Here is a 22,738-nt window from a genome sequence, read left to right as displayed (position 1 = left end):
GGCTCAGAGGGGGAGGACGCCGGGGAAGGCGCCGTGGTCGCCGTGCGGGGAGGTGAGGGCGAGCCAGCCGTGACCGCGGGTCGCGGTGCCCGAACCGACCAGGTCCGGGTCCACCGACAGCAGCCCGCAGGCGGCCCGTGCCCCGGCGGTCCCCGCGTTGGGTTCCGGGTCGTCCTCCTCCGGGTCAAAGTCGGGCGCGTCGACCGCGAGGGTCTCCCCGGGCAGCGGGTCGCCCTCCCATTCGGGGTCGCTCTCGGCGGCGTACCGGCGGATCACGGAGCCCTCCCGGGCGACGAACCAGAGGTCGGAGCCGCCCGCGTCGTCGACGAAGTAGAGCTGCGCCTGGCCACAGTGCCGGCTGACCTCCTCGACGACCTCCACCATGTCGTCCCAGTCCTCCCCGACGAGCTGGTCGAAGGACCCGAAGACCAGTCTCCAGCCGTCCAGCTCCGGGGTGACGAACACCCGGCTCACCGTCTCGACGGCGCCGTCCCCGTCCGACACGGGCACCTCGACGGACCTGCCCGCCGCCTCGACGCCCGCCGCGCTCGTGACGGGCCGCCGGTGGTGCAGGCCCAGGGCCTCGAACACCCCCTCGTACGAGGCCCCCGGCACGGCCAGCCACCAGACGGAGAGATCGGAGGAGGGGGCACTCGGCGTCTCGTCGAGGACCTTCACCCGGATCAGACGTTCGAGCGCGGCGCGGTCGCGCTCGTCGAGCGCGTTGACCCCGCCGCCCGCGACGAGCGCGGCCATCGCGCCCCGCCGCGTGCGCGGGGAGGCGCCCGGATCCCGGCGCAACGCCCGCAACCGCGAGCGGTACCCGTCGTGGGTCAGGAGGGCGTACTCCTGGGCCTGGTACAGGGAGAAGCGGCGGTTCGCGCAGCACTCCACCAGCGCGTGCAGCCCGGCGTCGGAGACCGTCCGCAGCCGCGACAGCCCCGAGAAGCCGCTGCCCGCCAGGCCGCGATCGGGATCGAGGGCCAGCTCCGCGTACCGGTCGGCGCACCGCCCGTCGAAGGCCCCCAGGATCCGGCCCGCCGCCCAGCCCTTCAGTTCGTCGCGCCGCCGGGCCGCGAGCACGGCGTCGAAGGCGGGCGGGCCGATCAGGCCCAGCACGCGCACGACGGGTTGGAGGGCGACCGTCGACCGGGCATCCGCGACGGAGGCGAGGAGCGCGGGCACCACCTCCTCGGCCCGCTCCGTGAGCGAGGCGAGGACCGCCTCGGCCCGGTCCCGCTCCCCTCCGTCGGCGCCGTCGACGGCATCGGGAAGCCCGTCGAACCCACGCGGCCCGACCCCGAAGGCGCCGCGATCGCGCAACGCACGAAGGTCGTCGAAAAGAGATTCGATCTTCATGCGAGCAACCTACCGCCCCCCACCGACACCCCCTCAACCCCGCCCCACCAGGCCCCCGTTCAGCCGGCCCGTGATCGGGGCCACCCGCCGCCCGTTCGCGGTGGGGTGGGTTCAGGGGGTGGTGCGGCGGATCACCAGGAGGGCGCGGTCGTCGTCGTGTTCGGTGGTGCGCGCGCAGGCCATGACCAGGTCGGCGAGCTCGGCGACCGGGGCCCCGCGGCTCTCCCACACGGTCCGGGACACCGTCCGCAGGCCGTCGTCCACCGGCAGCTCCGGGCCCTCCACCACCCCGTCCGTGACGAGGACGAGCAGGCCGCCGGGGTCGAGCCGGTCCCGGGTCACCGGGTAGGAGGTGTCCGCCAGCACCCCCAGCGGCAGGCCCCCGGGGGTCTCCGGCGCCCGGGTTCCCCCGGGCCCGCACAGCACCGGCGGCACGTGCCCGGCCCGCGCCGACCACAGGGTGCCGTCCGGTTCCACGAGGGTGTACAGGCAGGTCGCGAACCCCGAGGTGCCCATCTGCACCATCAGCTCGTTGGTCCGCCGCAGCACGCGGTCGGGCGAGGGGTCCTGCCACGCGTACGCGTGCACGGCGGTGCGGACCTGCCCCATCAGAGCCGCCGCCTGCACGTTGTGCCCCTGCACGTCGCCGATGACGCAGGCCACCCTGCCGTCGGGGAAGGCGATCACGTCGTACCAGTCGCCGCCCACCTCCAGCCCCTCCAGCGCGGGCGTGTACCGGGCCGCGATCTCCAGCCCCTCGGTGGCCGGCAGGGCCGTGGGCAGCATGTCGCGCTGGATGGTGGCGGCCAGTTCCAGCCGCGAGGTGCTGAGCCGGATGCGCTCCCACGCCTGACCGGCCAACTCCGCGATGACGTCCAGGAGGGTCCGCTCAGGTTCGGTCGTCGGGTGCGGTTCGTCGTACGTGAGGACCCACGCGCCCAGGGGTCTGCCCGGCTCGGCCGCGAACGGGACCATCAGGAACGAGCGGGCCGTCGTGGCGTCCAGCAGCCCGTGCGCCCGCGGCCACGCCCTGCGGTAGTCCTCGCGCGAGGGGATGACCTCCGTGCGACCGGTCCTGATGGCGTGGGCCAGGGGCTTGGGCGCGTCCAGGCTCATGCCGTGCAGGGAACGGGCCATGGCCGGGTCGATGCCGTCGCCGAACCGCACCCGCAGCCGGTCGTTCTCCACGAAGGCCAACAGGGTGCCGGTCCCCCCGAAGGCCGGCGCCACCCGGTGCAGGATCGCCTCGGTCAACTCCTCCTCCGTCTGCGCCGCCACGAAGGCCGCGGCCAACTCGCGGACCAGCCGGCTCTGCCGCCCGTGCTCGCGCGCCACCGACCGGGCGTGCTCGACCTCGTCGGTGTGGTCGGAGGTGGAGCCGACGATCCGCCGGGTCCCCGCCGGCCCGATCCGCACGATCCGCGACACCGACCGCAGCCAACGGTGCCCGCCACGCCCGTCGGGATGCCGGAACGGGATGTCGACCACGTCGCGGTCGCCGCGCCGCAGCGCCCAGAACGCGTTCTCGACGCCGGGCACGTCCTCGGGGTGCAGGGCGGCGAGCACCTCGGCCAGCGGCACGCCGTCCGAATGCCGGTGCGCGCTGTACTCCAGGGAGTTCTCCACCCACCGGAACAGGTCGCGTTCCTCGTCGTAACACCACAGGGACTGTCCGCGCAGCCCGGACATCACGTGCTGGAGGCCGGCGCTCTCCCATCGGCCGGGGAACGTGGGCCCGATCTCCACCACGGCCCGCCGGCCGTCCTCGTGGACGCGCGCGGACACCACGCACAGGACGGCCTCGCCCGGGTCCCCGAGCAGCAGCGGACGCGACTCGTCGGGCCGTTCCCCCGGGGTGTCGGGGGCCGGGGTCTCCAGGGTGTCGAGGAGCCGGGCGACGGCCGGCCGGTGTGCGCGGGGGGCCAGGTCGGTCAGGGGTCGGCCCAGGACCCCGTCCGCCCCGTTCGGCCACAGGAGCGCGCGCTCCGGTTCGACCCGCAGCACCTCGCCGCGCGGCCGGGGCCCACCGGCGAGCCCCACCCACAGGCGCATCACACCGCCGGGCGCACCACCGGCCGGGGCGGTGACCGGGTCGGTGACGGCGCGGGCCTCGGATGCCTCGGAGGCGTCGGTGGGCGTGGGCCGGGGGCGCATCGTGGGGGCTCCATCCGAGGGGGGTGACAGGGCGGCCGGCGGGGGAGCCCCGTTCCACCCCACCGCATTCCGCCCCGTACGACCACGGTCCTTTCGCCCCTCCCGGCCGGGACCAAAGCCCCCGCGCGCCTTTCGGTCGCCGGGGGTTGCACGGGGTTGCAGAACCGTTCCTGTTCCCGTTCGTTGAATCGTGCACGGGATGCACACCCACCGGTCACCGAGGCGATCTCCGTCCCCCACGGGCCTCGTCGACCGTGCGTCCCGCCCTCAGGGCGGCGCCTTGGTCACGCCGCCCACCCTCGGGGCCGGGAATCCGTTCTCCCTCCCGGCCCCACCGACTCCACGCCCGCCCGGTCCGAGCGCGGGCACGTGCGAGGGCCGGCCCCGGTGATCCGGGGCCGGCCCTCGCGCGTGGGGGTCGGCGTCAGCGGCCCAGGGCGTCCTTCGCGGCGTCCTTGGCCTTCTCCTTGGCGCTGCGGGCATCGCCCTTGACCTGGTCGGCGCGGCCCTCGGCGGTCAGCCGCTCGTTGCCCACCGCCCGGCCCGCGGCCTCCTTCAGCTTGCCCTTGGCCTGCTCGGTGGTGGCCTTCGCCTTCTCGTTCGCGCTCATGCCGGTCGCCTCCATGCGTTCGCCGTTGCTGTCTCGAAGACGCGGATGACCAGGAATCCGGGGTTCAAACGCTCGGCCCGCGACCTTGCCGCGGCCAACCGTGTTCCAGGAGGTCGAAGGCCGCGCCGATGGCCCGCCGGGCATCCCCGTGACCCCGGGCGGCGCGGGGGGCTTCGAGGGCGAAGTGGGCCAGCGCGGCGCACGAGGGGTCGTCCGGCGGCAGGCCGGCCTCCTCGGCGATGGCCCGGGTGAGCGCGCCCGCGTGCCGGAGCCACATGGCCTGGACGTAGTCGCGCAGGGCCGGGGTGCCGTCGATCAGCTCGAAGAACGCGGCGAAGCGAGGGTCGTCCCCGGCCATGGCCATGCGGTGGCGCAGGGCGTGCTCCCGCAGGGCGGCCGGGATCGACAGGCCGGCGGGGCGTTCGCGGACGGCGGCGAGCAGCCGGGCCTCCTGGTCGGCGTCCTCGTCGAAGACCAGGGCCTCCTTGACCGGGAAGTGCTTGAAGAGGGTGGTGGTGGACACGTCCGCCGCGTCCGCGATCTCGCGGATGCCGACGTCGTCGTACCCGCGCTCCAGGAACAGGCGCAGCGCCGCGTCGGCGATGGCCTGGCGGGTGGCGGCCTTCTTGCGCTCGCGGCGCCCGATCGGCGCGGGCGGGGCCGGGGGCTGTGTCTCGGACATGGGTCCAAGCCTACGTCCGCGGTGAATCGGCTGCAAAAGTGCAGCCAATAAAAAAGTGCAACGGTTGCACTTACTGACTCGGTGTGCTTTCTTGGGAAGGTGGCCGCGTGGCACCGCCCGGCCCTCTCTTCTTCCTTCCTCTTCCTCCCGCTCCCGCCCGAAAGGGGTGAGCAGTCATGTCCACGACCGCATCCCTCCCTCCCGCCCAGCGGACCGCGACCGCGCCGAAGAACGTGCGCTGGGTCCTGCTCGGCGTCATGCTCGCGATGCTGCTGTCGATGCTCGACAACATGATGGTCAGCACCGCGATGCCGACGATCGTCGGCGACCTCGGCGGCCTGGAACACATCTCCTGGGTCGTCACCGCCTACACCCTGGTCACCGCCGTGACCACCCCCATCTGGGGGAAGCTCGGCGACCTCCGGGGCCGCAAGCCCGTCTACCTGGCCTCGATCGCCGTGTTCATCCTCGGCTCCGCCCTGTGCGGGGCGGCCGGGTCCATGGGCGAGCTGATCGCCTTCCGCGTGGTGCAGGGGATCGGCGCCGGAGGCATCGGCGCGGGCGCCTTCGCCCTGATCGGCGCCCTCGTGCCGCCCCGCGAACGCGGCAGGTACCAGGGCATGACCGCCTCCGTGATGGCCATCGGCACCGTCGGCGGCCCCCTCCTCGGCGGATTCATCGCCGGCCACTTCGACTGGCGCTGGGCCTTCTACGTCAACCTGCCCCTCGGGCTGGTCGCCCTGGTCTGGCTCGGGCTGAGGCTGCACGTGCCCACCACGCCGATCAAGGCCCGGATCGACTGGGCGGGCATCGCCCTGCTGACCCTCTCCATCACCGCGATCGTCCTCGCCGCCACCTGGGCCGGCGGCACCTACGCCTGGGGCTCCTGGCAGATCCTGTCCCTGGCCGCCCTCGCGATCCTGTCCCTCGCCGGGTTCGTCGCGGTGGAGAAGCGGGTCGCGGAACCGCTGATGCCGCTGACCGTGTTCACCGCCCACCGCAACTACCCGCTCGCCATGGTCCTGATCCTCGCCGCCGGCGTGGTCATGTTCGGCGCCGGCCTGTACCTGCCGATGTTCCAGCAGACCGTCCAAGGAGCCTCGGCCGCGAACTCCGGCCTGCTGATGCTGCCCATGATGATCCCCGTCGTGATCGTCTCGACCCTCGCGGGCAAGATCATGTCGGCCACCGGCCGGTACAAGGTCTTCCCCGTCGTCGGCACCGCCTTCCTCGTCACCGGGCTCGGCCTGCTGGCGACCATGGACGCCGGGACCTCCGCCCTGACCACCGGCCTGTACGCGGTCCTCGTCGGCATCGGCCTCGGCTGCACCCTCCAGATGGCGAGCACCATCGCCCAGAACAGCGTCCCGCTGCGCGACATGGGCGCCGCGATGAGCTCGGTCAACCTCTTCCGCACCCTCGGCGGCTCGCTCGGCGTCGCCGTGTTCGGCTCGCTGTTCACCCGCGCCGTCGAATCCGGTCTGCCCGCCGGCGCCGACGACGCCCCCGGAGCCCTCACCCGCCTGTCGGACGGGGCCAAGGCCGGCTGCCTCGACGCGGTCTCCACCGGCACCGGCCACATCTTCCTCACCGCGGCCGTCGTCTGCGCCCTCGCCTTCGTCGCCGCGCTCTTCGTCGTCGAGGTCCCGCTGAAGAAGGCCGGCAAGCCCGCCGCCTGAGCACCGACCGCACCTGCCCCCACCCCATCGCAAGGGAGCGCACCGTGAACACCACGACCCCGAACCCCACCACCCCGCGCATCGCGATCATCGGCGCCGGCCCCGGCGGTCTGACCTGCGCGCGGATCCTCCAACGCCACGGCCTCGCCGCCACCGTCCACGAGGGCCGGCCCGGCCCCGACGCCCGCGACCAGGGCGGCTCCCTGGACCTCCACGAGGACGACGGACAGATCGCCCTGCGCGAGGCCGGGCTCCTGGACGAGTTCCTCCGCCGCGCCCGCCCCGAGGGCCAGGAGCGGCGCCAGATGGACCCGACCGGCGCCCTGCTCTTCCACCACGTCCCCGAGGAGGGCGAACTCTCCACCCCGGAGATCGACCGCGGCGCCCTGCGCGACCTCCTGCTGGACTCCCTGCGGCCCGGCACCGTGCGCTGGGGCCAGGCCCTCACCTCCGTCGAGGGCCCCGACACCGGCCCCCGCCGGCTCCGCTTCGCCGACGGCACCACCCGCGAGGTCGACCTCGTCATCGGGGCCGACGGCGCCCGGTCCGTCGTCCGCACCGCGCTCTCCCCGGCCCGCCCCGAGTACACCGGCATCACGTTCCTCGAAGCCCGCTTCCACGACGTGGACCGCGCGCACCCCGAGCTCTCCGCGCTCGTCGGCCCGGGCTCGGTCGGGGCCGCCGACGGCCGGCGCGGCCTGTTCGCGCAGCGCGGCGGCGGGGGCCACATCCGGGCCTACGTCATCCAACGCCTCCCGCGCACCTGGATCACCGACGCCGGCCTCACCCCGCGGGACACCGAGGGCATCCGCGCGTTCCTCCTGGCCGAGTTCCGCGACTGGTCGCCGACCCTGCGCCGGCTGCTCACCGACAACGACGGCCCCTACGTCGACCGTCCCGTCAACGCCCTGCCCGTCCCCCACACCTGGGACCGGAGCCCCACCGTCACCCTCCTCGGCGACGCCGCCCACCTCATGCCCCCGCTCGGCGTCGGCGTCAACCTCGCCATGCTCGACGCCTGCGAACTCGCCCTCGCCCGCCACGCCACCGTCGCGGACGCCGTCCGCGCCTACGAGGCGACGATGCTGCCCCGCGCCCACGCCGCACAGCGGGCCCTGGAGAACGGCGCCGGGGAACTGGTCTCGGCCGAACTGCCCGATTTCGCCGCCGGCGCGGGCCGCTGACCGCCCCGGATCGGGGGCGCTCGGCGCGTGTCCCGCCCCGCACCGCCCCCGGAACCTGTTCCCATGGCCGCACGGGACGGTCCCGGGCACGGGAGGTGTGGATGTCGACACGGGAACCGGGGGACGGCCGGGGTCGGGGGGACGCCGAGGTGCGGGCGTTGCGCGAGCGGCTGCGGACGGTGCGGGCAGCCGCCGAGGGCATCGGCACCACCCTGGAGACCGACCGCACCTGCGCTGAACTCGCGCGTTTCCTCGTCGACGCGTTCTGCGACACCGCCACCGTGGACCTGCGCGCCGAGGACGGGACCCCGCGACGGGCCGCCCGCGCCGGCTCGGACCCCGCCGCCGGCCCCCGACCCGCCCCACCGCCCCACCCCGTCGCCGACGCGCCCGGCGGCGAACCGTGGGCCGTGGACGCCGGCCACCCCCTGAACCGCTGGACCGAGGGCGACGTGTCCTGCGTGGCCGTGCCGCTGGTCGGCGGGGAGCGGCTGCACGGCGTCGTGGTCGGCCGACGCGCCGGCCGCCCGTTCGACGACCAGGAGGCGGCCGGCATCCACTTCGCCGCCCGACTGGCCGCCGTCCGCCTCGACCAGGCACGCCGGTACGAGGCCGCCCGCGAGACCGTCCTCGACCTGCAACGCGCGCTCGTCGCCGACCCGGGCCGCCCCCACCCCAACCTGGAGGTGACCTCCCGCTACCTGCCCGCCGGCACCGGGGCCCTCGTCGGCGGCGACTGGTTCGAGACGGTGCGCCTGCACTTCGGCCGGACCCTGCTGGTGGTGGGGGACGTGATGGGGCACGGCCTGGACGCCGCCGTGGACATGAACGCCTACCGGGCCACCCTGCGCGACGTCGCCGGCACCGAACTCGCCCCCCACCGCCTGCTCCGCCGGCTGGACTCCCTCGCCGCCGAGGACCCGGCCCGCCGACCCGCCACCTGCCTGCTGGCCCGGATCGACCCCGTCCGCTCGGTCGCGGTGATGGCCTCGGCCGGCCACCTGCCGCCGGTGGTCTTCGACGCCCGAGGGCGCGGCCGGCTCTGCGAGGTGCCCGTCGGCCCCCCGCTGGGCACGGGCGCCGGCGGCTACGACTCGGCCGCCCTGCCCTTCGGCCCGGAGGACACCCTGGCCCTGTTCACGGACGGCCTCGTGGAACGGCGGAGCGAGGACATCGAAGCCTCCCTGGCCCGCCTCGCCGCCCTCACCCCGCCCACCGGCCCCGGCACCACCCTCGACGACCTGCTCGACTCCGTCCTCGGCTCCCTGGACGCCGCGCACGCCGAGGACGACGTGGCCGTCATGGCCGCCCGCCCGCGCCCCCGGCAGGAGGCAAAAGAGCAGGCAAAAACAGACCCCCCGGGGTGAGGAATCCGGGGCCCGGGCGTCGGGCGGCCGTCGAAACGTGCCCCCGCGAGGCAACCAAAGGCGACAATCGTTCTTCCCTACCTGTATGACCACAAATCCAGACCGTCGCCCGAACGGTGTTCGCGAGCGCCTCCGGGCCCGTCGTGGCGGCGGGATCATCGCGTCGTCCTCGCCGACCGCGAGCGCCCGACGGCGCACCGAGGCGTGGCTGCTGTCGCTGGTCACCGTGATCGCCGTCGCGGGCTTCGCCTCCGTCGGCCTCGCCATGAACGGCGCGCTCCCCGGCAACCTCACCGACTTCGCGATCAGCATGACCCTGCTGTCACTCGTGGGCCACCTGGCGGTGCGCACCTTCGCCCCCTACGCCGACCCGCTGATCCTGCCGCTCGCCATGATGCTCTCCGGGCTCGGCCTGGTGCTGCTGTTCCGACTCGACGAGGCGTACCTGCGGGCCTACAACTCGGCCCCGACGGCGCCGGCGCAGCTCCAATGGCTCGTCATCAGCATGGCGCTGGTGGTCGCGACGCTCATGCTGGTGCGCGACCACCGGATCCTGCAACGCCTGATCTACATCACCATGGTCGTGGCCCTCGCCCTGCTCATCGCCCCGATCTTCTTCGGCGAGGACGCGTACGGCGCGAAGCGGTGGATCAACCTGCCGGGCATCACCGTGCAGCCCGGCGAGTTCGTGAAGATCCTCATCTCCGTCTTCTTCGCCGGCTACCTGGTCGTCCACCGCGACTCCCTGGCCCTCACCGGCCGCAAGTTCCTCGGCCTGAGACTGCCGCCGATGCGCCAGTTCGGCCCCATCATCACCATCTGGCTCGTCTCGCTCATGGTCCTGGTCTTCGAACGGGACCTGGGCACCTCGCTGATCTTCTTCGGCGTCTTCGTCTTCCTGCTGTACGTCTCCACCGGCCGCACCAGCTGGATCGTGTTCGGCCTGCTGATGGCGGCGGTCGGGGCGTTCGCCGTCGGCAGTACCCAGTACCACGTGAAGACCCGCGTGCAGGGGTGGCTGGACCCGATGGCCTACTACCTGCCCGACGCGATACGCCCCAAGTTCGCCACGTCCAACCAGCTCGCCGAGGCGCTGTTCAGCTTCGGCGCGGGCGGCCTCACCGGACAGGGCCTCGGCGTCGGACACCCCGAGCTGATCAAGTTCGCGGGCCGGTCCGACTTCATCCTCACCACCGTCGGCGAGGATCTCGGACTCGCCGGGGTGATGGCCGTCATCTTCCTCTACCTCCTGCTCGTGCAGCGCGGCATGCGCATGGCGCTCGGCTCCCGCGACCCCTTCGGCAAGCTCCTCGCCGTGGGCCTCTCCGCCGCCCTCGCGCTCCAGATCTTCGTGGTCGTCGGCGGCGTCACCGGGCTGATCCCCCTCACCGGCAAGGCCCTGCCGTTCCTCGCGAGCGGCGGCTCCTCCCTGCTCGCGAACTGGATCATCATCGCGCTGCTGCTGCGGATCAGCGACAGCGCCGAACGACATCGCGAGGCGGACGCGCACGCCGCACCCGAACCCGCCGAACCCCCTGCGCACCCCCACCCCGCGCCACCGCACCGGGCCGACGCCCTGGCCGCGCGGTGACCACCCCCGCAGGACCCCGGGAGCGGCCCCGGCCGGACCCCGCCGCTCCCGGGCCCGCGTCGGGCACCGGCGGGGACCGCCTGCTCAGCCGCACCTGCGCCTGGTGCGGGACGCCGGTGCCCTACGGCGGGACCGGCCGGCCCCCGAAGTTCTGCTCCTCGAACCACCGCAACCGCGCCTACACCCTGCGCACGGCCCAGGCCCGCTCGGAACGGCCGGTCACGGAGGGCGGCCGAAACCCGGAACCGGTGCGGGAGGTCGTCGAAAGGCTCGTCCCGGCCTTCCCCACCACCGCCGCGCAATGGCACGCCGCCCTCGCGGAACTCGCCCGCCAGGGCCGAAACGGCCGGCACACCCCCCGAGAACTCGCGGAACTCGCGAACACGGCGACCCGCCTCGCCACCGCCCTCCGCACCCGAACGCCCCCCGGCCCCGGATCCCCCTCGGCGCCGTAGCCCCGCGTGACGGCGGCTCAGCCCCCGGTCGCGGTCGCCCGGGGTGCGCGGGGGCGGGAGCGAAGGGCGGGGAGCCGGGCGAGTTCCTCCGCTTCGGCCAGGCTCTCGTCCAGCGTCAGGAGCGACAGCAGCGGTACGGGCCGGCCGGCCTCGGCGGCGGCCTCCAGCTTGTGGTGCCCGTCGAGAAGGAAATGCGTCAGGCCCCAGTGCCGGTGGTAGTCGGTCGACAGGTCGAGGGCCGGTCGACACACGTCCAGGGTGGAGACCGCCACGGCGGTGGGGACCCCGCCCCCCTCCACGAGCGCGAGGTACTCCGCGACACGATCCCTGTCGTTCCACCTCGGCGGGACCATGGGCACGACGAACTCGTACAGGTGGGCGTCCGCGTCGACCGCCGTCTCGAAGGTCCGGTGTTACGGGGTGTGCGGGTACTCCGGGAGCCCCCAGAACCCGTTCACCCCGAACGCGGGCTCCTCGCCCAGCATGAGCGGGCGGCGCCCCCACCCGCCGTCGGGCTCCCGCCGTTCGACCTCGAACCGCAGGCGGGCCTCGGGGGCGGGGACGCCCAGGACGCGCGGACCGGCCGATGTGATCGTCATGCCGCGACCGTGCGGCACGGCGTGGCCGCACTCCACCGACGGCCACGCGGCCCGGGCTCCCGTGCGCGGGGTCACACGGCGGGGACGGGGGCCGGGGTGTGGTGCGTGAGGGCCTCGTCGGTGTCGGTCGTGGCCAGGTCCGCGTTGAGGTGCGCGGCGGCCAGGGCGCCGGCCGCCGCCGAGGCGCCGACCTGCGCCATCGGGTCGGCCGCGTTGCCCGCGCTCCACACCCCGCGCACCTCGGTGGTGCCCGCCGGGCCGGTGGCGAGGTGCCGGCCCATGCCGGCCGGCAGGTCGCGCACGGGCAGGCCGAGCCCCTCCAGGCCGTCCACGCGGGCGGTCATCCGGGTGGCCACCGCGAGGACCCCCCGGGCCGTGAAACCGCCGTCGGCGAGACGGACCCCCGCGATCCGCCCGTCCGCACCGGTCTCCACCCCGACGACGGGGGTGTCCACGATCCGCACCCCGCGCGCCGCGAGGCGTTCGCGGTCCACCGGGTCGAGGTCCGTGCCCCGGGTGAAGTACACGAGGTCGTCGGTGAGCTGCCGGAACAGCAGGGCGTGGTGCAGCGAGGCCGGGCCGACCGCCAGGATCCCGATCGGCCGGTCGCGCACCTCCCAGCCGTGGCAGTAGGGGCAGTGCACCACGTCCCGTCCCCAGTGTTCGGCGAGGCCCGGGACGTCGGGGAGTTCGTCGCGGAGTCCGGTGGCGACGAGCAGCCGTCGGGCCCGCAGCGCGGTGCCGTCGGCGAGGGTGACGGCGAACCGAGGGTCGCCGGTGGGGCCGGGGGCCGCCGGGAGGGCCGCCACGACCTGCCCGGTGAGCACGTGACCGCCGTAGCGCCGCACCTCCTCGCGCCCCCGGCGGAGCAGTTCGGCGGGCGGCGTGCCGTCGAGGGCGAAGAGACCGTGGACCCCGTCGGCGGGGGCGTTGCGCGGGCTGCCGCCGTCGACGACGAGGACGGACCGGCGGGACCGGGCGAGCATCAACGCCCCGCTGAGGCCGGCCGCCCCGCCGCCGATGACGAGCGCGTCCCACGTGCCGTCCGCCGATCCGGCCGAGGGCACCGGGGCGGGGGTGGGAGCGGGTGCGGGAGCCGGGGGAGTGCTGTGGTGCGCGAGGGTCATGGCCGTTCCTTCGGGGAGGCTGTGCGGACACCTGCGACGCTACGATCACGTGGCGCTTTCGGCACGATGTCTTGCGCATGACGCAAGAAATCGGCGCGATGGACGGCCCCGCCGGCAAACGGATCGCCCCCGGGCCCGCTCAGGCCCCGGCGCCGGCCCCGCTCGGGAGGAAGACCCGGTCCGTGGTCCACGGGCCGTCGGTGGTGCGGGTGACGCGCAGGTCACGGACGCGGGCGGCGGCGGCGCGCAGGCCCGGGTCCGCGTCGAGGGTCGAACGGTGCACCTCCGCCATGCCGTGGGCGCGCGCCCGCGCCAGGAGGTGCGTGACGAGCGCGTCGGCGAGCCCGCGATCGGTCCAGGCGGGAGGGCACAGCAGGACGAGTTCGGTGCCGCTGCCCTGGGGGACGAGCCCGCTCCAGGCCACCGGTCGCCCGCCCGCCGCGAGGGCGAGCACGCCGTCCCGGGTGTGCTCCGAGCTCAACAGCGAGACGGCGCCGGCGAGTCCGGTGATCGGAAGCGGGGCGCAGAGCGCGTAGAGCCGCGTGAGGGCGTGGCGGTCCCGGCGGCCGGTGGGGCGGAGGGTGACGCTCCGTCCGTCCGGCAGCGCGAGCCGGCGCCCGCGCCCCAGGGCCCGGCGCACGGGATCGGGCGGGGCGCCGGGCCCGGCGTCGGGGGTCCGCGCGTGGTCGGGTCCCTCGACCTCGTCGGTTCGGCCGGTGGACGGGATCCCGCCCCGGGCGCGCGTCGTCTGCATCCGACACCCTGCCGTTCGTGTTCGTCGTACGGGCGTGCTCGTGCTCGCGTGGCGGGCCCGCGCCTCGGCGTGGGCACCCACCTGCGGAGGTTACCAAGCGAGAGCGTGCGACTTCACTGAGTGAAGGGGTGATGGGTGGGCGCACGAGGGGTGTTCGAGGCACCCGGGGCGCGTGCGGGGGAACGGGGATCAGCGGGAGAACGCGGTCCCGTGGGTGGCGGCGATCCCGTTGGAGGCCAGGCCCGCGTGGATCAGCACCGGGTTGCCCTCGGTGTTGGCGACCTTCAGGGTGGTGCGGATCCGGGCGCAGCCCGCCGCCTGCTCGGGGGTGAGGGTGAGGGTGTTCGTGGCGGTCTGGTGGTGCCGGTCGTCGGTGATGTTCCACTTGGCGACGGGGCCCTTGACGAGGGCGCCGCAGTCGGTGCCGTCGGCGTTCTGGGGCCGGGCCTCGATCCAGGTCTCGGCCCGCGTGCCCTTGTGGGCGGCGGTGCCACCGCCGCAGAGGGCGGATTTCGCCGTGCAGGTGCTCAGGTTGGCGTCCTGGACGATCGTGAGATCCCGGTCGGGCCGGGGGGTGAGGGTGTAGCCGAGGGTGGAGGCGGTGGTTCCGGCCGTCACGGTCCTGCCGCTCTCCTTCGGCAGGGTCCACCGGGCGCCGGAGTCGGAGGGGACGGGCAGGCGTCCGAGTTCGGCGCCGGCGGCGATCCGCATGGTGACCGGCTTGCCGCCGTCGACGACGGTGGAGTAGGCGACCACGGAGAGTCGGCAGGTGAAGGCGCCGTCGTGTGGGGCGGTGAACATCCAACGGATGCCGGGGTTCAGGGACTTCTCGGCCGGCGGGGTGAGGTTGGCCGCCCAGTACGCGCCGGCCTCGGTGCTCTCCGGGAAGGCGGTCCCGTCGGCGTTCGCGCACCGGACGGCGAAGGTGTGGCCGATGTTCTCGTGCAGGGCGAGGGGCGTCAGGGAGGAGGCCGTGAGGTTGCGGGACCACAGGTAGGAGCGGTCGCCCGCCTTCGCGTCGAAGGTGATCTCCGTGCCGGGTATGTCGCGGTAGACGTCCGGGGCGTCCTTGGGGTCCACCGAGTAGTCGAAGGTGGTGGAGGCGGCGTTCGCGGGCGGTGCGACGGTGCCCGCGAGGGCGAGCAGGGTGACCGCGGCGAGGGGTGCCGTGCGTATCGTGAACATGGGTCGAACTCACTGTCCTTCGTGCGGGAGCCCCACCCGGTCCGGGGGCGGGACTTCGATCCCGGACAAGATCGGCGACGACGCCCCGTCCGGTCAACCGGATTCGGCCGCACCCGCGACACGGCCGCGGACGCGCCGACGGGCCGGTGGGTCAGTGGGCCACCATGCCGTCCACGCAGCCGGCGACGAAGTCGTCGCCGTCGGCGCTCGCGGGGTCCCGGGGGTACTGGCGGCACAGGGCGTCCGCCCTGGACCTCCCGATGTCCGGCCACGCCCCCTCCTTGTACAGCGCGACGCCCGTCTCCCGACCTTCGCGGTACGCGGGCGACTCCTCGGCCCCGGCCGGGGCCGTGCAGGCCGCGGTGGCGATCAGCAGGGCGGCCGGGATCCCGAGGCGGGCCACGGCGTGCCCGCCCCCGCGTCTGTCGTCCGTTCGGCGTCCGATCATGTCCCACCCCTTGTTCGCGCGGTTCGTCGGGCCAAGGTACAGGTCGGCTCCCGCGCGGTGTGGGTCAGGTTCCGTCGGTGGGGGTGCCCGTGAGGGTTTCCAGGAGGGCGTGGGCCAAGGCCGTCGCCGAGGCCAGGCGGTCGTCGGCCGGGGCGCGGTTCGCGGAGCGTCCGACGGCGTCCCCGATGACCGCGTCACGGACGGCGTGCGAGACCTGCGGCGCGGCGAACGGGTCGGGGAAGGACAGCGCCATCAGGCAGACGCCCACGTTGGCGGAGAGGATCGCGCGGGCCGCCGATTCGGCCGGCGTGCGCAACAGGCCCGCCGCCCGGCAGCGTTCGAGGGCCGTGAGCAGCAGCGCCTGGGCCTCGGCCGGCCCGCGCGGACGGGACTGCCCGGTGGGCGTGAACATCAGGCGGTAGAGGTGCGGGTTGGCCGTCGCGAACGCGACGTGGCTGTCCCACGCGGTGTGCAGGTCGGCGACCGGGTCGGCGCTGAGGGGGTTGCGCCGCTTGTTGGCGATGAACCGTTCGAACCCCACCTCGGCCACGGCCGTCAGCAGCCCCTGTTTGTCGCCGAACTGCCGGTAGATCTCGGGCATGCCCACGCCGGCGCGGTCGCAGATGGCGCGGGTGGAGATGGCCAGGGCGTCCTTGGTCGCGAGGAGTTCCGCGGTGGCTTCCAGGATGCGTGCGCGTGCCGTCGACATGCCCCCACGATAACAGCGCTAACAGTCCCGACCTGCGGGAACGAGCTCGAAAGTGGTCGGCGATAGCGGTGATATCGGCGGACGTGATCATGCTTGTTAGCGATGCTTACATTCTGTGTTAGCGTTGAAAACAGATCAGGGGGCGGCCGTCACCCGCCCACCACCACCCCACCGCGCGAGAGAGCCGACACCCCATGACCCGAGCCACGATCCGCCGCGCCGCCACCGCCGGCGTCGCCGCCACCGCGAGCGTCGCCCTGCTCTCGGCCTGCGGCGGCGCCGCCGCCGACACCGCCCAGGCCGGCCCCACCGGCAGCACCCCGCCCTCGGCCTCCGCCCCGGCCGCCACGCCCACCGCCCCCGCCGCGACCCCCGCCGGCGACCTCGCCGTCACCCACGTCGGCGGCCCCACCACGATCCTGGAGATCGGCGGCGCCCGCCTCCTCCTCGACCCCACCTTCGACGCCCCGAAGAAGTACGAGAGCGGCCTGGAGAAGACCAAGGCCCCCGCCTTCGGCACCGACAAGCTCGGCCGCGTCGACGCCGTCCTCCTCTCCCACGACCAGCACGACGACAACCTCGACGACAGCGGCCGGGCCCTGCTCAAGGAGGTCCCGACCGTCTACTCCACCCCCGGCGCCCGAGGACGCCTCGGCGAGCACGTCACCGGCCTGAAGCCCTGGGAGTCCCGGGACCTCAAGACCCCCACCGGCACCCTGAAGGTCACCGCCGTACCCGCCCTGCACGGCCCCGACGGCGTGGACCGGGGCGAGGACGGCGAGGTCACCGGCTTCGTCCTCAGCGGCACGGGTGTCCCCGTCACCTACGTCAGCGGCGACAACGCGTCCGTGAAGGTCGCCGGCGAACTCGCCGCGCGGGTCGCCAAGGAGATCGGCCCCATCGACACCGTCGTCCTCTTCGCCGGCGCCGCCCGCACCCCGGCCATCCTCGACAACGCCCCCCTCACCCTCACCTCGCGGAACGCCGCGCTCGTCGCCAAGAACATCAACCCCCGCAAGGTCGTGCCCGTGCACACCGACAGCTGGAACATCTACTCCGAGGACATGAACTCCCTGGTCAAGGCATTCGAAGCGCAGGGCATCGCCGACCGTCTGGTCCTCCCCACCCCCGACGGCACCCGCAAGCCCGTCAACTGACCCGTCGCCCCCCGGCCCCCTCGCCCGTGACGCGTTCCAGGTCCGTCAGCAGCGCGTCCAGCCAGGACACCGCCGCGTGGCAGACCCGGGGCGCCCCCGGCGGACACGCACCCGGGGCGTCCACCTCGGGATCCCGCAGCGGCACCGGCGCCCGCGGGGTGTCCCCACCCGGATCCAGCCGGGCCGACACCAGCAGCATCCGCCCGGCCACGTGGTCCCCGAGCCGGGACACCGCCGTCCTCGGCGCCCGCGCCAAGGCCGGCGCGAGGACCCGGGCGGGCGGCGCCAACAGCCGCTCCGCGCCCCACAAGGTGTGGTGCGCGGCCATCAACGCGGCCTGCCAGTCCGTCCCGTCGACCGGCTCCGGAACACCGCCGGCGCCGGACGGGCCGCGCGGCTCGCTCTGGAACTGCGCGTACGCCGCCTCCGCCATGATCAGCGAGTGCAGCAGCGACCGGTGCCCCGGCGCACTCGTCACCGGCCCCCGCACCCCGCCCGCCGCCAACAGCGCCGTCGCCGCCACCACGTGCTCCGCCGAGCCCCGCAACAGCACCGCCATCGACCGCCGCAACTCGTCCCGCGCCCCCCGAGGCCACGCCACCAGCCCGAACACGGCCCCGATCGCGCTGCCCGCCAACACGTCCAACAACCGGAACTCGGCCAACCGCCAGGTCGCCGGCGCCAACTGGGCGAAGGCCAACGCGACCACCAGCGTGAACAGGGCCTGCGCCCAGCCCACCCCCCGGACCGGCCCCACCGTGAACGCGACCAGCATCAACGGCGGCAGCACCGCCGCGTACACCGTGACCCCGGTGCCCACGAGGGTCAGCAGCCCGGCCACGAGCAGCGCGCCCACCAGGGTCCCGATCAGCGCCGCCCGGACCGTCGCCCGGGTCTCCCGCACCGTGGTCCGGGTCAGCGTCAGCGTCGCCAACAACACCCAGAACCCGTGCGGCAGCGTGTCCACGCCCGCGATCAACCGGGCCGCCGCGAGCGCCAGGCCCATCCGCACCGCGTTCTGGAAGAACACCGAGCGGGCCGCCGCGTGCCCCGCGATCCGCGACCACCACAGCCCCGGCGTGCTCATCCGCGCGTACCAGAACCGGCCCGGCGCGGCCTGGGCCGCACCCGCCCGGCCCCGGACGGCCACGGCCGCCGCCGTCGACAGGGCCAACGCCGCGTCCACCACCTCCAACAGGGCCGCCTGCCGGCGCGACCGCTCCGGGCTACCCCCGGCGTCCGGCGCCGAGGCCAGAGCGTCGCGGACCCGCAGCAGCGCGGCGTGCGCCCGCGTCGCGGTCGGGTCCCGGCCCCGCAGTCGGTCCGCCGTCTCCCGGGCCGTGTCCCGCACGGCGGCCAGCACCACCGGCGCCTGCCCGTCCCCGGCCCACCCGGCGTCCGGCCCCGGGCCGGTCGTCAGCCGCGCGAGCAGGGTCCGCGCGGCCAGACCGGTGTGGGTCAGGGCCCGGTCCCGCCGCCCCGGCCCGGCCGGCCGTTCCGCCTCCGGCACCCGCGAGGACCGCAGCGCTTCACCGGCCGCCGACGCCTCCCGCGCCGTCCCGCCGGACACCCGCCCCGAAGACCCCAGGGACTCCCGCGCGCACCGCGCGGCGAGATCGGCGGCCCGCGCCGCCGACTCCCGGTAGGGCACCGGCGCCGGATCCGGGAACAGGCACGCCTCCGCGAGCACGAGCAGCGCCACCCCCACGCAGGCCCCGACCAGCCGGCCGCCGAGCGCCCCCGGATCGTAGGGCGGGAAGGACGGCAGGATGTACATCAGCTGCAGGCCGGGCGCGGCCCCGGCCGCGCGAGGGCCGCCCACCGCCGAGAAGGTCAACGCGAAACCGATCACCAGCATGCCCGCCGTCGCCGTCCAGGTCCGCGCCGACAGCACGGTGCCCACCACGATCAGCAGCAGACAGACCGGCAACAGCCGCGCGACCGTCACGGCCCGCTGCCGGCCCGTCCCCGGGATCCGCGACAGGCCCGCGAGGGCCACCGCCGAGAACAGCGCGTAGGTGGCGGCGCCCGACGCGCCGAACCCGTACAACAGCAGGTAGAAGCCGCTGCCGGCGGCCGCGGTCACCCGGACGGCGCGACGGGCCGCCGCCCGGTAGGCGGCGAGCGGCCGGATCCGGGCACCACCGGCGGGACCACCCATGCCCCCAGGATCCCCCAGGCCCCCGCACCCCGCCCCCGCGCCCTTCGTCCACAGGCGGCACGCGGGGAGCGACCTTCGGCCCCGTGGCCAGGGGCGAAGGGCCCGGTATTTCGTCGATCGGCCTTTGATAAATCTTGCGTAAGGGCCGGGAAGCACCGGCCCCACCCCCCCCCACGACACGAAGGACGAACCTTGGGCAGCAGCGCGACCATCGCGTACGAGCGGATCGCCGTCGACCTGCTGCGCGGCCTGCGGCGGGAGGGCGGCGCCGAGGACCTGCCCACCCCGGCCGACGTCGCACGCCGCTACCGGGTGTCCCTGGCCACGGCCCAGTTCGTCTGCCGGGCCGCCCGCACCCGACTGCGCACCGGCATCGCCCCCACCCGCCGCCCGCGCGCCCTGGCCCCCGACCGGCCGGCCCCGCCCCGCAACGCCGCCGACCTCACCCCCGAGGCCATCGCCCGCGACCTGTGGGAGCGGGCCCGATCCGGCGGGATCGCGGCCGCGCTGCCCACCCAGGACGTCCTCGCCGACAGCTACGGGGTGCCCCGGGCGGTCATCCGGGCGGCCGTCGCCGACCTGACCCGGCAGGGCAGGGCCGAGTTCCGGGGCCGGGCCGGCACCCGACTCCTGCTGCCGGAGCCGGAGCCGGAGCGGGAGCCGGCGGCGGAGGACCCGGTGCCCGTGCCCGTGCCCGAGGTCGGGCCGGGGCTCAGCGCAGTTCCTCGGCCAGCCCGACGATGATGCCGCCCGGACCGCGCAGGTAGCACAACAGGTAGCTGTCCTCGTAGCGGGCGATCTCCCCGACCAGGGACGCGCCGTGCGGACGCAGCCGCGCGAGGGTGTCCGCCACGTCGTCGACGGTGAACATGACCCGGTGCGTGCCCAGCGTGTTGTGCGGCTTGTCGCGGGGCTCGGTCACGATCGTCCCGGGGCTCAGGTACCGCGACAGTTCGAGCCGCCCGTGCCCGTCGGGGGTGCGCAGCATCGCGATGTCGCAGCTGACGCCGTCGAGCCCGGTGCACCCGTCGGCCACCGGACCCTCCACCCGGGCCTTGCCCTCCAACCCCATCCCCAGCTCGACGAAGAACGCGACGGCCGCGTCCAGGTCGTCCACGACGATGCCCACGTTGTCCATCCGACGAATCCCCATCGTGCTCCCTCTCTCGTCCGGGTTCCGACGCCCACACCTACACCGATACGCCCCCCGGCGCGACCGGGTCGGTGGCGGTGAGGACGAGGACGGCCTGGTCGTCGTCGATGTCGCGGCCGGCGGTGAAGGCGTGCACGGCCTTGGTCACGGCGTCCACGAGGTCCGCGGCGCCGGGCCGGCGCGGGGTACCCGCCAGCGCCTCCACGATGCCCTCCTCGCCGAACTCCCGACCCCGGGTGTCACGGGCCTCCGTGATGCCGTCGGTGTACAGCAGCAGGCTCTCCCCGGGCCGCAGGCGCAGCCGGTGCAGGGTGGGGGCCGGGTCGGGGGTGATGCCGAGCAGCAGGCCGGGCACGTCGATCACGTGCGTGGTGTGGTCGGCGTCGAGGTGGAGCGGGTGGGTGTGGCCGGCGCGCACGAGTTCGACGTCCAGCCCGTCCGCCGTGGGGGTGAGGCGGCCGTGGACGAGGGTGACGAAGCCGGTGCCGTGGCCCGCGGGCCGGTTCAGCAGGGCGCGGTTGACGGCCGTGACCACGTCCTCCGGATCGGGCAGGACGTGCGCGACGGCCCGGGCGGTGTGCCGCACCAGGGCGGTGGTGGTGGCGGCGATGGCGCCGCGCCCGCAGACGTCGCCGAGGACGAAGGCCCAGCGCCCGTCGCCCAGGGGGAACAGGTCGTAGAAGTCGCCGCCGATGTCGAGGCCCTCGCCGGCCGGGTGGTAGTGGGTGGCGATCTCGGCGCCGGGCACGGTCGGCAGGTCGGGCAGCAGCAGGCCCGCCTGGAGATCGCGGGCCAGGGTGTGCCGGTGCGCGTACTGGCGGGCGTTGTGCGCGGCGGAGGCCGCGCGCCGGGCCAGTTCCTCGGCCAGGGCCACGGTGTGCCCGTCGAGGACGCGGTCGGCGGTGGACCACAGGGTCACGGCGCCGAACGCGCGACCCCGGTTGGTCAGCGGCACGCACACGTACCCGGTGACCCCCAGCTCCCGCCAGGGGCCGGGTCCGGTGGGGGCGCGGCGGGCGACCTCCGTGGTGGCGCCGGCCAGGACCCGGGCGACGACGTCGTCCTCGGCGTCCGGGACCGGCCCGTGCGCGGCGAGCAGCTCGCGCCGTGCGGGGTCGGCGGCGACCGCGGCGACCCGGCGGATCCGGCCGCCCTCCACGAGGTCGACGGCGCACAACGGCGCGAGCCTGGGGGCGCAGGCCGCCGCGAGCCGTTTCAGGGTCCGGACGGCGTCCATGTCGGCGGTGAGGGCGTTGCCCGCCTCCAGCAGGAACGCGAGGTCGTCCCGCGCGTCCTTCTCCCGGGCCTCCGCCGCCGCGCGAGCCCGTTCCGCCTGATGCCGTTCGATGGCCAGGGCCGCCGTGCCGGCGAACACGCGGGCCAGCGCGAGGTCGGCCTCCTGCGGGGCGCGCGGCACGCGGTGGTACATCGCGAACGTGCCCAGCAGGGACCCGTCGCGGGCCAGGATCGGGGTGGACCAGCAGGCGGCCAGACCGGCGCGCCCGGCCAGATCGCGGAAGTCGTCCCAGAACGGGTCGACGGCGATGTCGGTGACGATCACGGGTTCGCGGCGGTGCGCGGCCGTGCCGCAGGAGCCGATGGCCTCGCCCGTGGCGATGCCGTCGATGGCCCGGTTGTAGAACCCGGGCAGGCTGGGGGCGGCGCCGTGCCGCAATCTGCGGCCGTCGGGGTCGGCGAGCAGCACGGACACCATCACCTCCTGGCCCGCGAGCGCCTCGATGGCGCGGGCCATGCCGTCCAGGACCTCCGGCAGCGGGGCCTGACGGGCGATCTGCTCCAGCAGCGCGCGGTGCTCGGCGGTCAGCCGCTGGGCCTGTTTGACCTGCGTGGTCTCCGTCCCGATCACGCGCACGCCCGTGACGTTCCCGGCCGTGTCCCGGCGCGGTTCGCAGGTCACGTCGAAGAAGCCCTCGCGGGCGGTCGGGGGTGGGCCGAGGACCACACGGGCGTCCCTGAGCGTGTGGGGCTCACCGGTGCGGTAGACGCGGTCCAGGACGGGGACGAAACCCTGCTCGACGAGTTCGGGCAGCGACTGCCCCAGCGGCAGGCCGGTGCGCGCGCGTTCGGGGCCGCCGACCGCGGTGAAGAAGGCGTCGTTCGCCGACTCCAGCATGTGCGCGGGTCCCCCGAGCGAGACGAAGATCGTGGAGGAGTGCCCGAACAGGGCTCGCAGGTCGTGGTCGGTCCCCGCGCGGGGCGTCGTGGGCGGCGTCGGCCCGGCCGGCTCGACCGCGGGTTCCCCCGGGGCGCTCTTCACGTGTTGGCCTCTCCCTCGCACCTCCCGGACCGCCGTCGGGGCGGCCCGGGTCTCCCGCGGACAGGGGCGCTCGCACCATCATCCGA

The 22,738-nt window shown here is 75.0% G+C and carries 21 protein-coding genes; 7 read left to right on the top strand and 14 right to left on the bottom strand.

The window, feature by feature from the left end; all coding sequences use genetic code 11:
- Positions 1–3: 3 nt before the first annotated feature.
- The 4 genes from ACN20G_RS27385 to ACN20G_RS27370 form a co-directional block, all read right to left on the bottom strand.
- The gene (locus tag ACN20G_RS27385; protein WP_424215877.1) at positions 4–1,359 is read right to left on the bottom strand and encodes a hypothetical protein; all 1,356 of its coding nucleotides are present in this window, start codon (positions 1,357–1,359) and stop codon (positions 4–6) included.
- 111 nt (positions 1,360–1,470) lie between these two features.
- Complete coding sequence (locus tag ACN20G_RS27380; RefSeq protein ID WP_424215876.1) at positions 1,471–3,513, bottom strand: SpoIIE family protein phosphatase; 2,043 nt, start codon at positions 3,511–3,513, stop codon at positions 1,471–1,473.
- A 424-nt stretch (positions 3,514–3,937) separates the two neighbouring features.
- Positions 3,938–4,123 carry a CsbD family protein gene (locus tag ACN20G_RS27375; RefSeq protein ID WP_424215875.1) on the bottom strand — a complete coding sequence of 62 codons (186 nt, stop codon included), beginning with the start codon at positions 4,121–4,123 and terminating at the stop codon, positions 3,938–3,940.
- A 64-nt stretch (positions 4,124–4,187) separates the two neighbouring features.
- Positions 4,188–4,805, bottom strand: coding sequence for a TetR/AcrR family transcriptional regulator (locus tag ACN20G_RS27370; protein WP_424215874.1), 618 nt, complete (start codon positions 4,803–4,805; stop codon positions 4,188–4,190).
- A gap of 176 nt (positions 4,806–4,981) precedes the next feature.
- Between ACN20G_RS27370 and ACN20G_RS27365 the strand changes: the two genes are divergently transcribed.
- From ACN20G_RS27365 to ACN20G_RS27345, 5 genes are all read left to right on the top strand, one after another.
- The gene (locus ACN20G_RS27365; RefSeq protein WP_424215873.1) at positions 4,982–6,484 is read left to right on the top strand and encodes a DHA2 family efflux MFS transporter permease subunit; all 1,503 of its coding nucleotides are present in this window, start codon (positions 4,982–4,984) and stop codon (positions 6,482–6,484) included.
- Between the two features lie 44 nt (positions 6,485–6,528).
- Complete coding sequence (locus ACN20G_RS27360) at positions 6,529–7,668, top strand: FAD-dependent oxidoreductase (RefSeq protein ID WP_424215872.1); 1,140 nt, start codon at positions 6,529–6,531, stop codon at positions 7,666–7,668.
- 101 nt (positions 7,669–7,769) lie between these two features.
- The gene (locus ACN20G_RS27355) at positions 7,770–9,035 is read left to right on the top strand and encodes a PP2C family protein-serine/threonine phosphatase (protein WP_424215871.1); all 1,266 of its coding nucleotides are present in this window, start codon (positions 7,770–7,772) and stop codon (positions 9,033–9,035) included.
- 85 nt (positions 9,036–9,120) lie between these two features.
- The gene (locus tag ACN20G_RS27350) at positions 9,121–10,626 is read left to right on the top strand and encodes an FtsW/RodA/SpoVE family cell cycle protein (protein WP_424215870.1); all 1,506 of its coding nucleotides are present in this window, start codon (positions 9,121–9,123) and stop codon (positions 10,624–10,626) included.
- Positions 10,623–11,081: a hypothetical protein gene (locus ACN20G_RS27345; protein WP_424215869.1), complete on the top strand. Its 459-nt coding sequence runs from the start codon at positions 10,623–10,625 to the stop codon at positions 11,079–11,081. Before ACN20G_RS27350 ends, ACN20G_RS27345 begins: the two co-directional genes overlap by 4 nt.
- Positions 11,082–11,098: 17 nt before the next feature.
- Here the strand turns inward: ACN20G_RS27345 and ACN20G_RS27340 are convergent, their stop codons facing one another.
- From ACN20G_RS27340 to ACN20G_RS27310, 7 genes are all read right to left on the bottom strand, one after another.
- Positions 11,099–11,440 (bottom strand): hypothetical protein, encoded by a 342-nt coding sequence (locus ACN20G_RS27340; RefSeq protein WP_424215868.1) that lies wholly within the window; start codon positions 11,438–11,440, stop codon positions 11,099–11,101.
- 54 nt (positions 11,441–11,494) lie between these two features.
- A complete protein-coding gene (locus tag ACN20G_RS27335; RefSeq protein ID WP_424215867.1) occupies positions 11,495–11,680 on the bottom strand; it encodes a hypothetical protein in 186 nt (61 codons plus the stop codon).
- 71 nt (positions 11,681–11,751) lie between these two features.
- Positions 11,752–12,807 carry an NAD(P)/FAD-dependent oxidoreductase gene (locus tag ACN20G_RS27330; RefSeq protein WP_424215866.1) on the bottom strand — a complete coding sequence of 352 codons (1,056 nt, stop codon included), beginning with the start codon at positions 12,805–12,807 and terminating at the stop codon, positions 11,752–11,754.
- Between the two features lie 139 nt (positions 12,808–12,946).
- Positions 12,947–13,561 (bottom strand): hypothetical protein, encoded by a 615-nt coding sequence (locus ACN20G_RS27325; RefSeq protein WP_424215865.1) that lies wholly within the window; start codon positions 13,559–13,561, stop codon positions 12,947–12,949.
- A 189-nt stretch (positions 13,562–13,750) separates the two neighbouring features.
- Complete coding sequence (locus ACN20G_RS27320; protein WP_424215864.1) at positions 13,751–14,746, bottom strand: hypothetical protein; 996 nt, start codon at positions 14,744–14,746, stop codon at positions 13,751–13,753.
- 151 nt (positions 14,747–14,897) lie between these two features.
- Positions 14,898–15,194: a hypothetical protein gene (locus tag ACN20G_RS27315; protein WP_424215863.1), complete on the bottom strand. Its 297-nt coding sequence runs from the start codon at positions 15,192–15,194 to the stop codon at positions 14,898–14,900.
- A 64-nt stretch (positions 15,195–15,258) separates the two neighbouring features.
- Positions 15,259–15,903 (bottom strand): TetR/AcrR family transcriptional regulator, encoded by a 645-nt coding sequence (locus ACN20G_RS27310; RefSeq protein WP_424215862.1) that lies wholly within the window; start codon positions 15,901–15,903, stop codon positions 15,259–15,261.
- Between the two features lie 194 nt (positions 15,904–16,097).
- Here ACN20G_RS27310 and ACN20G_RS27305 point away from each other — a divergent pair, with 194 nt between their 5' ends.
- On the top strand, positions 16,098–17,060 hold the full coding sequence (locus ACN20G_RS27305) for an MBL fold metallo-hydrolase (protein ID WP_424215861.1): 963 nt from the start codon (positions 16,098–16,100) through the stop codon (positions 17,058–17,060).
- On the opposite strand, the gene ACN20G_RS27300 is transcribed toward ACN20G_RS27305, so the two are convergent.
- The gene (locus ACN20G_RS27300; RefSeq protein ID WP_424215860.1) at positions 17,053–19,221 is read right to left on the bottom strand and encodes an FUSC family protein; all 2,169 of its coding nucleotides are present in this window, start codon (positions 19,219–19,221) and stop codon (positions 17,053–17,055) included. The two genes, ACN20G_RS27305 and ACN20G_RS27300, sit on opposite strands and share 8 nt — an antisense overlap.
- A gap of 192 nt (positions 19,222–19,413) precedes the next feature.
- Here ACN20G_RS27300 and ACN20G_RS27295 point away from each other — a divergent pair, with 192 nt between their 5' ends.
- Complete coding sequence (locus ACN20G_RS27295; protein WP_424215859.1) at positions 19,414–19,965, top strand: hypothetical protein; 552 nt, start codon at positions 19,414–19,416, stop codon at positions 19,963–19,965.
- Here the strand turns inward: ACN20G_RS27295 and ACN20G_RS27290 are convergent.
- Positions 19,934–20,374, bottom strand: coding sequence for a VOC family protein (locus ACN20G_RS27290; RefSeq protein WP_424215858.1), 441 nt, complete (start codon positions 20,372–20,374; stop codon positions 19,934–19,936). The genes ACN20G_RS27295 and ACN20G_RS27290 overlap by 32 nt on opposite strands.
- A 37-nt stretch (positions 20,375–20,411) precedes the next feature.
- Positions 20,412–22,652, bottom strand: a complete 2,241-nt coding sequence (locus tag ACN20G_RS27285) for a SpoIIE family protein phosphatase (RefSeq protein WP_424215857.1) — start codon at positions 22,650–22,652, stop codon at positions 20,412–20,414.
- Positions 22,653–22,738 lie beyond the last annotated feature (86 nt).

This window comes from Streptomyces dryopteridis (genome assembly GCF_049606955.1).
Taxonomy (GTDB): domain Bacteria; phylum Actinomycetota; class Actinomycetes; order Streptomycetales; family Streptomycetaceae; genus Streptomyces.
Note: the sequence above shows the minus strand (reverse complement) of the source record. Positions and strands in the feature narration are given on the sequence as shown.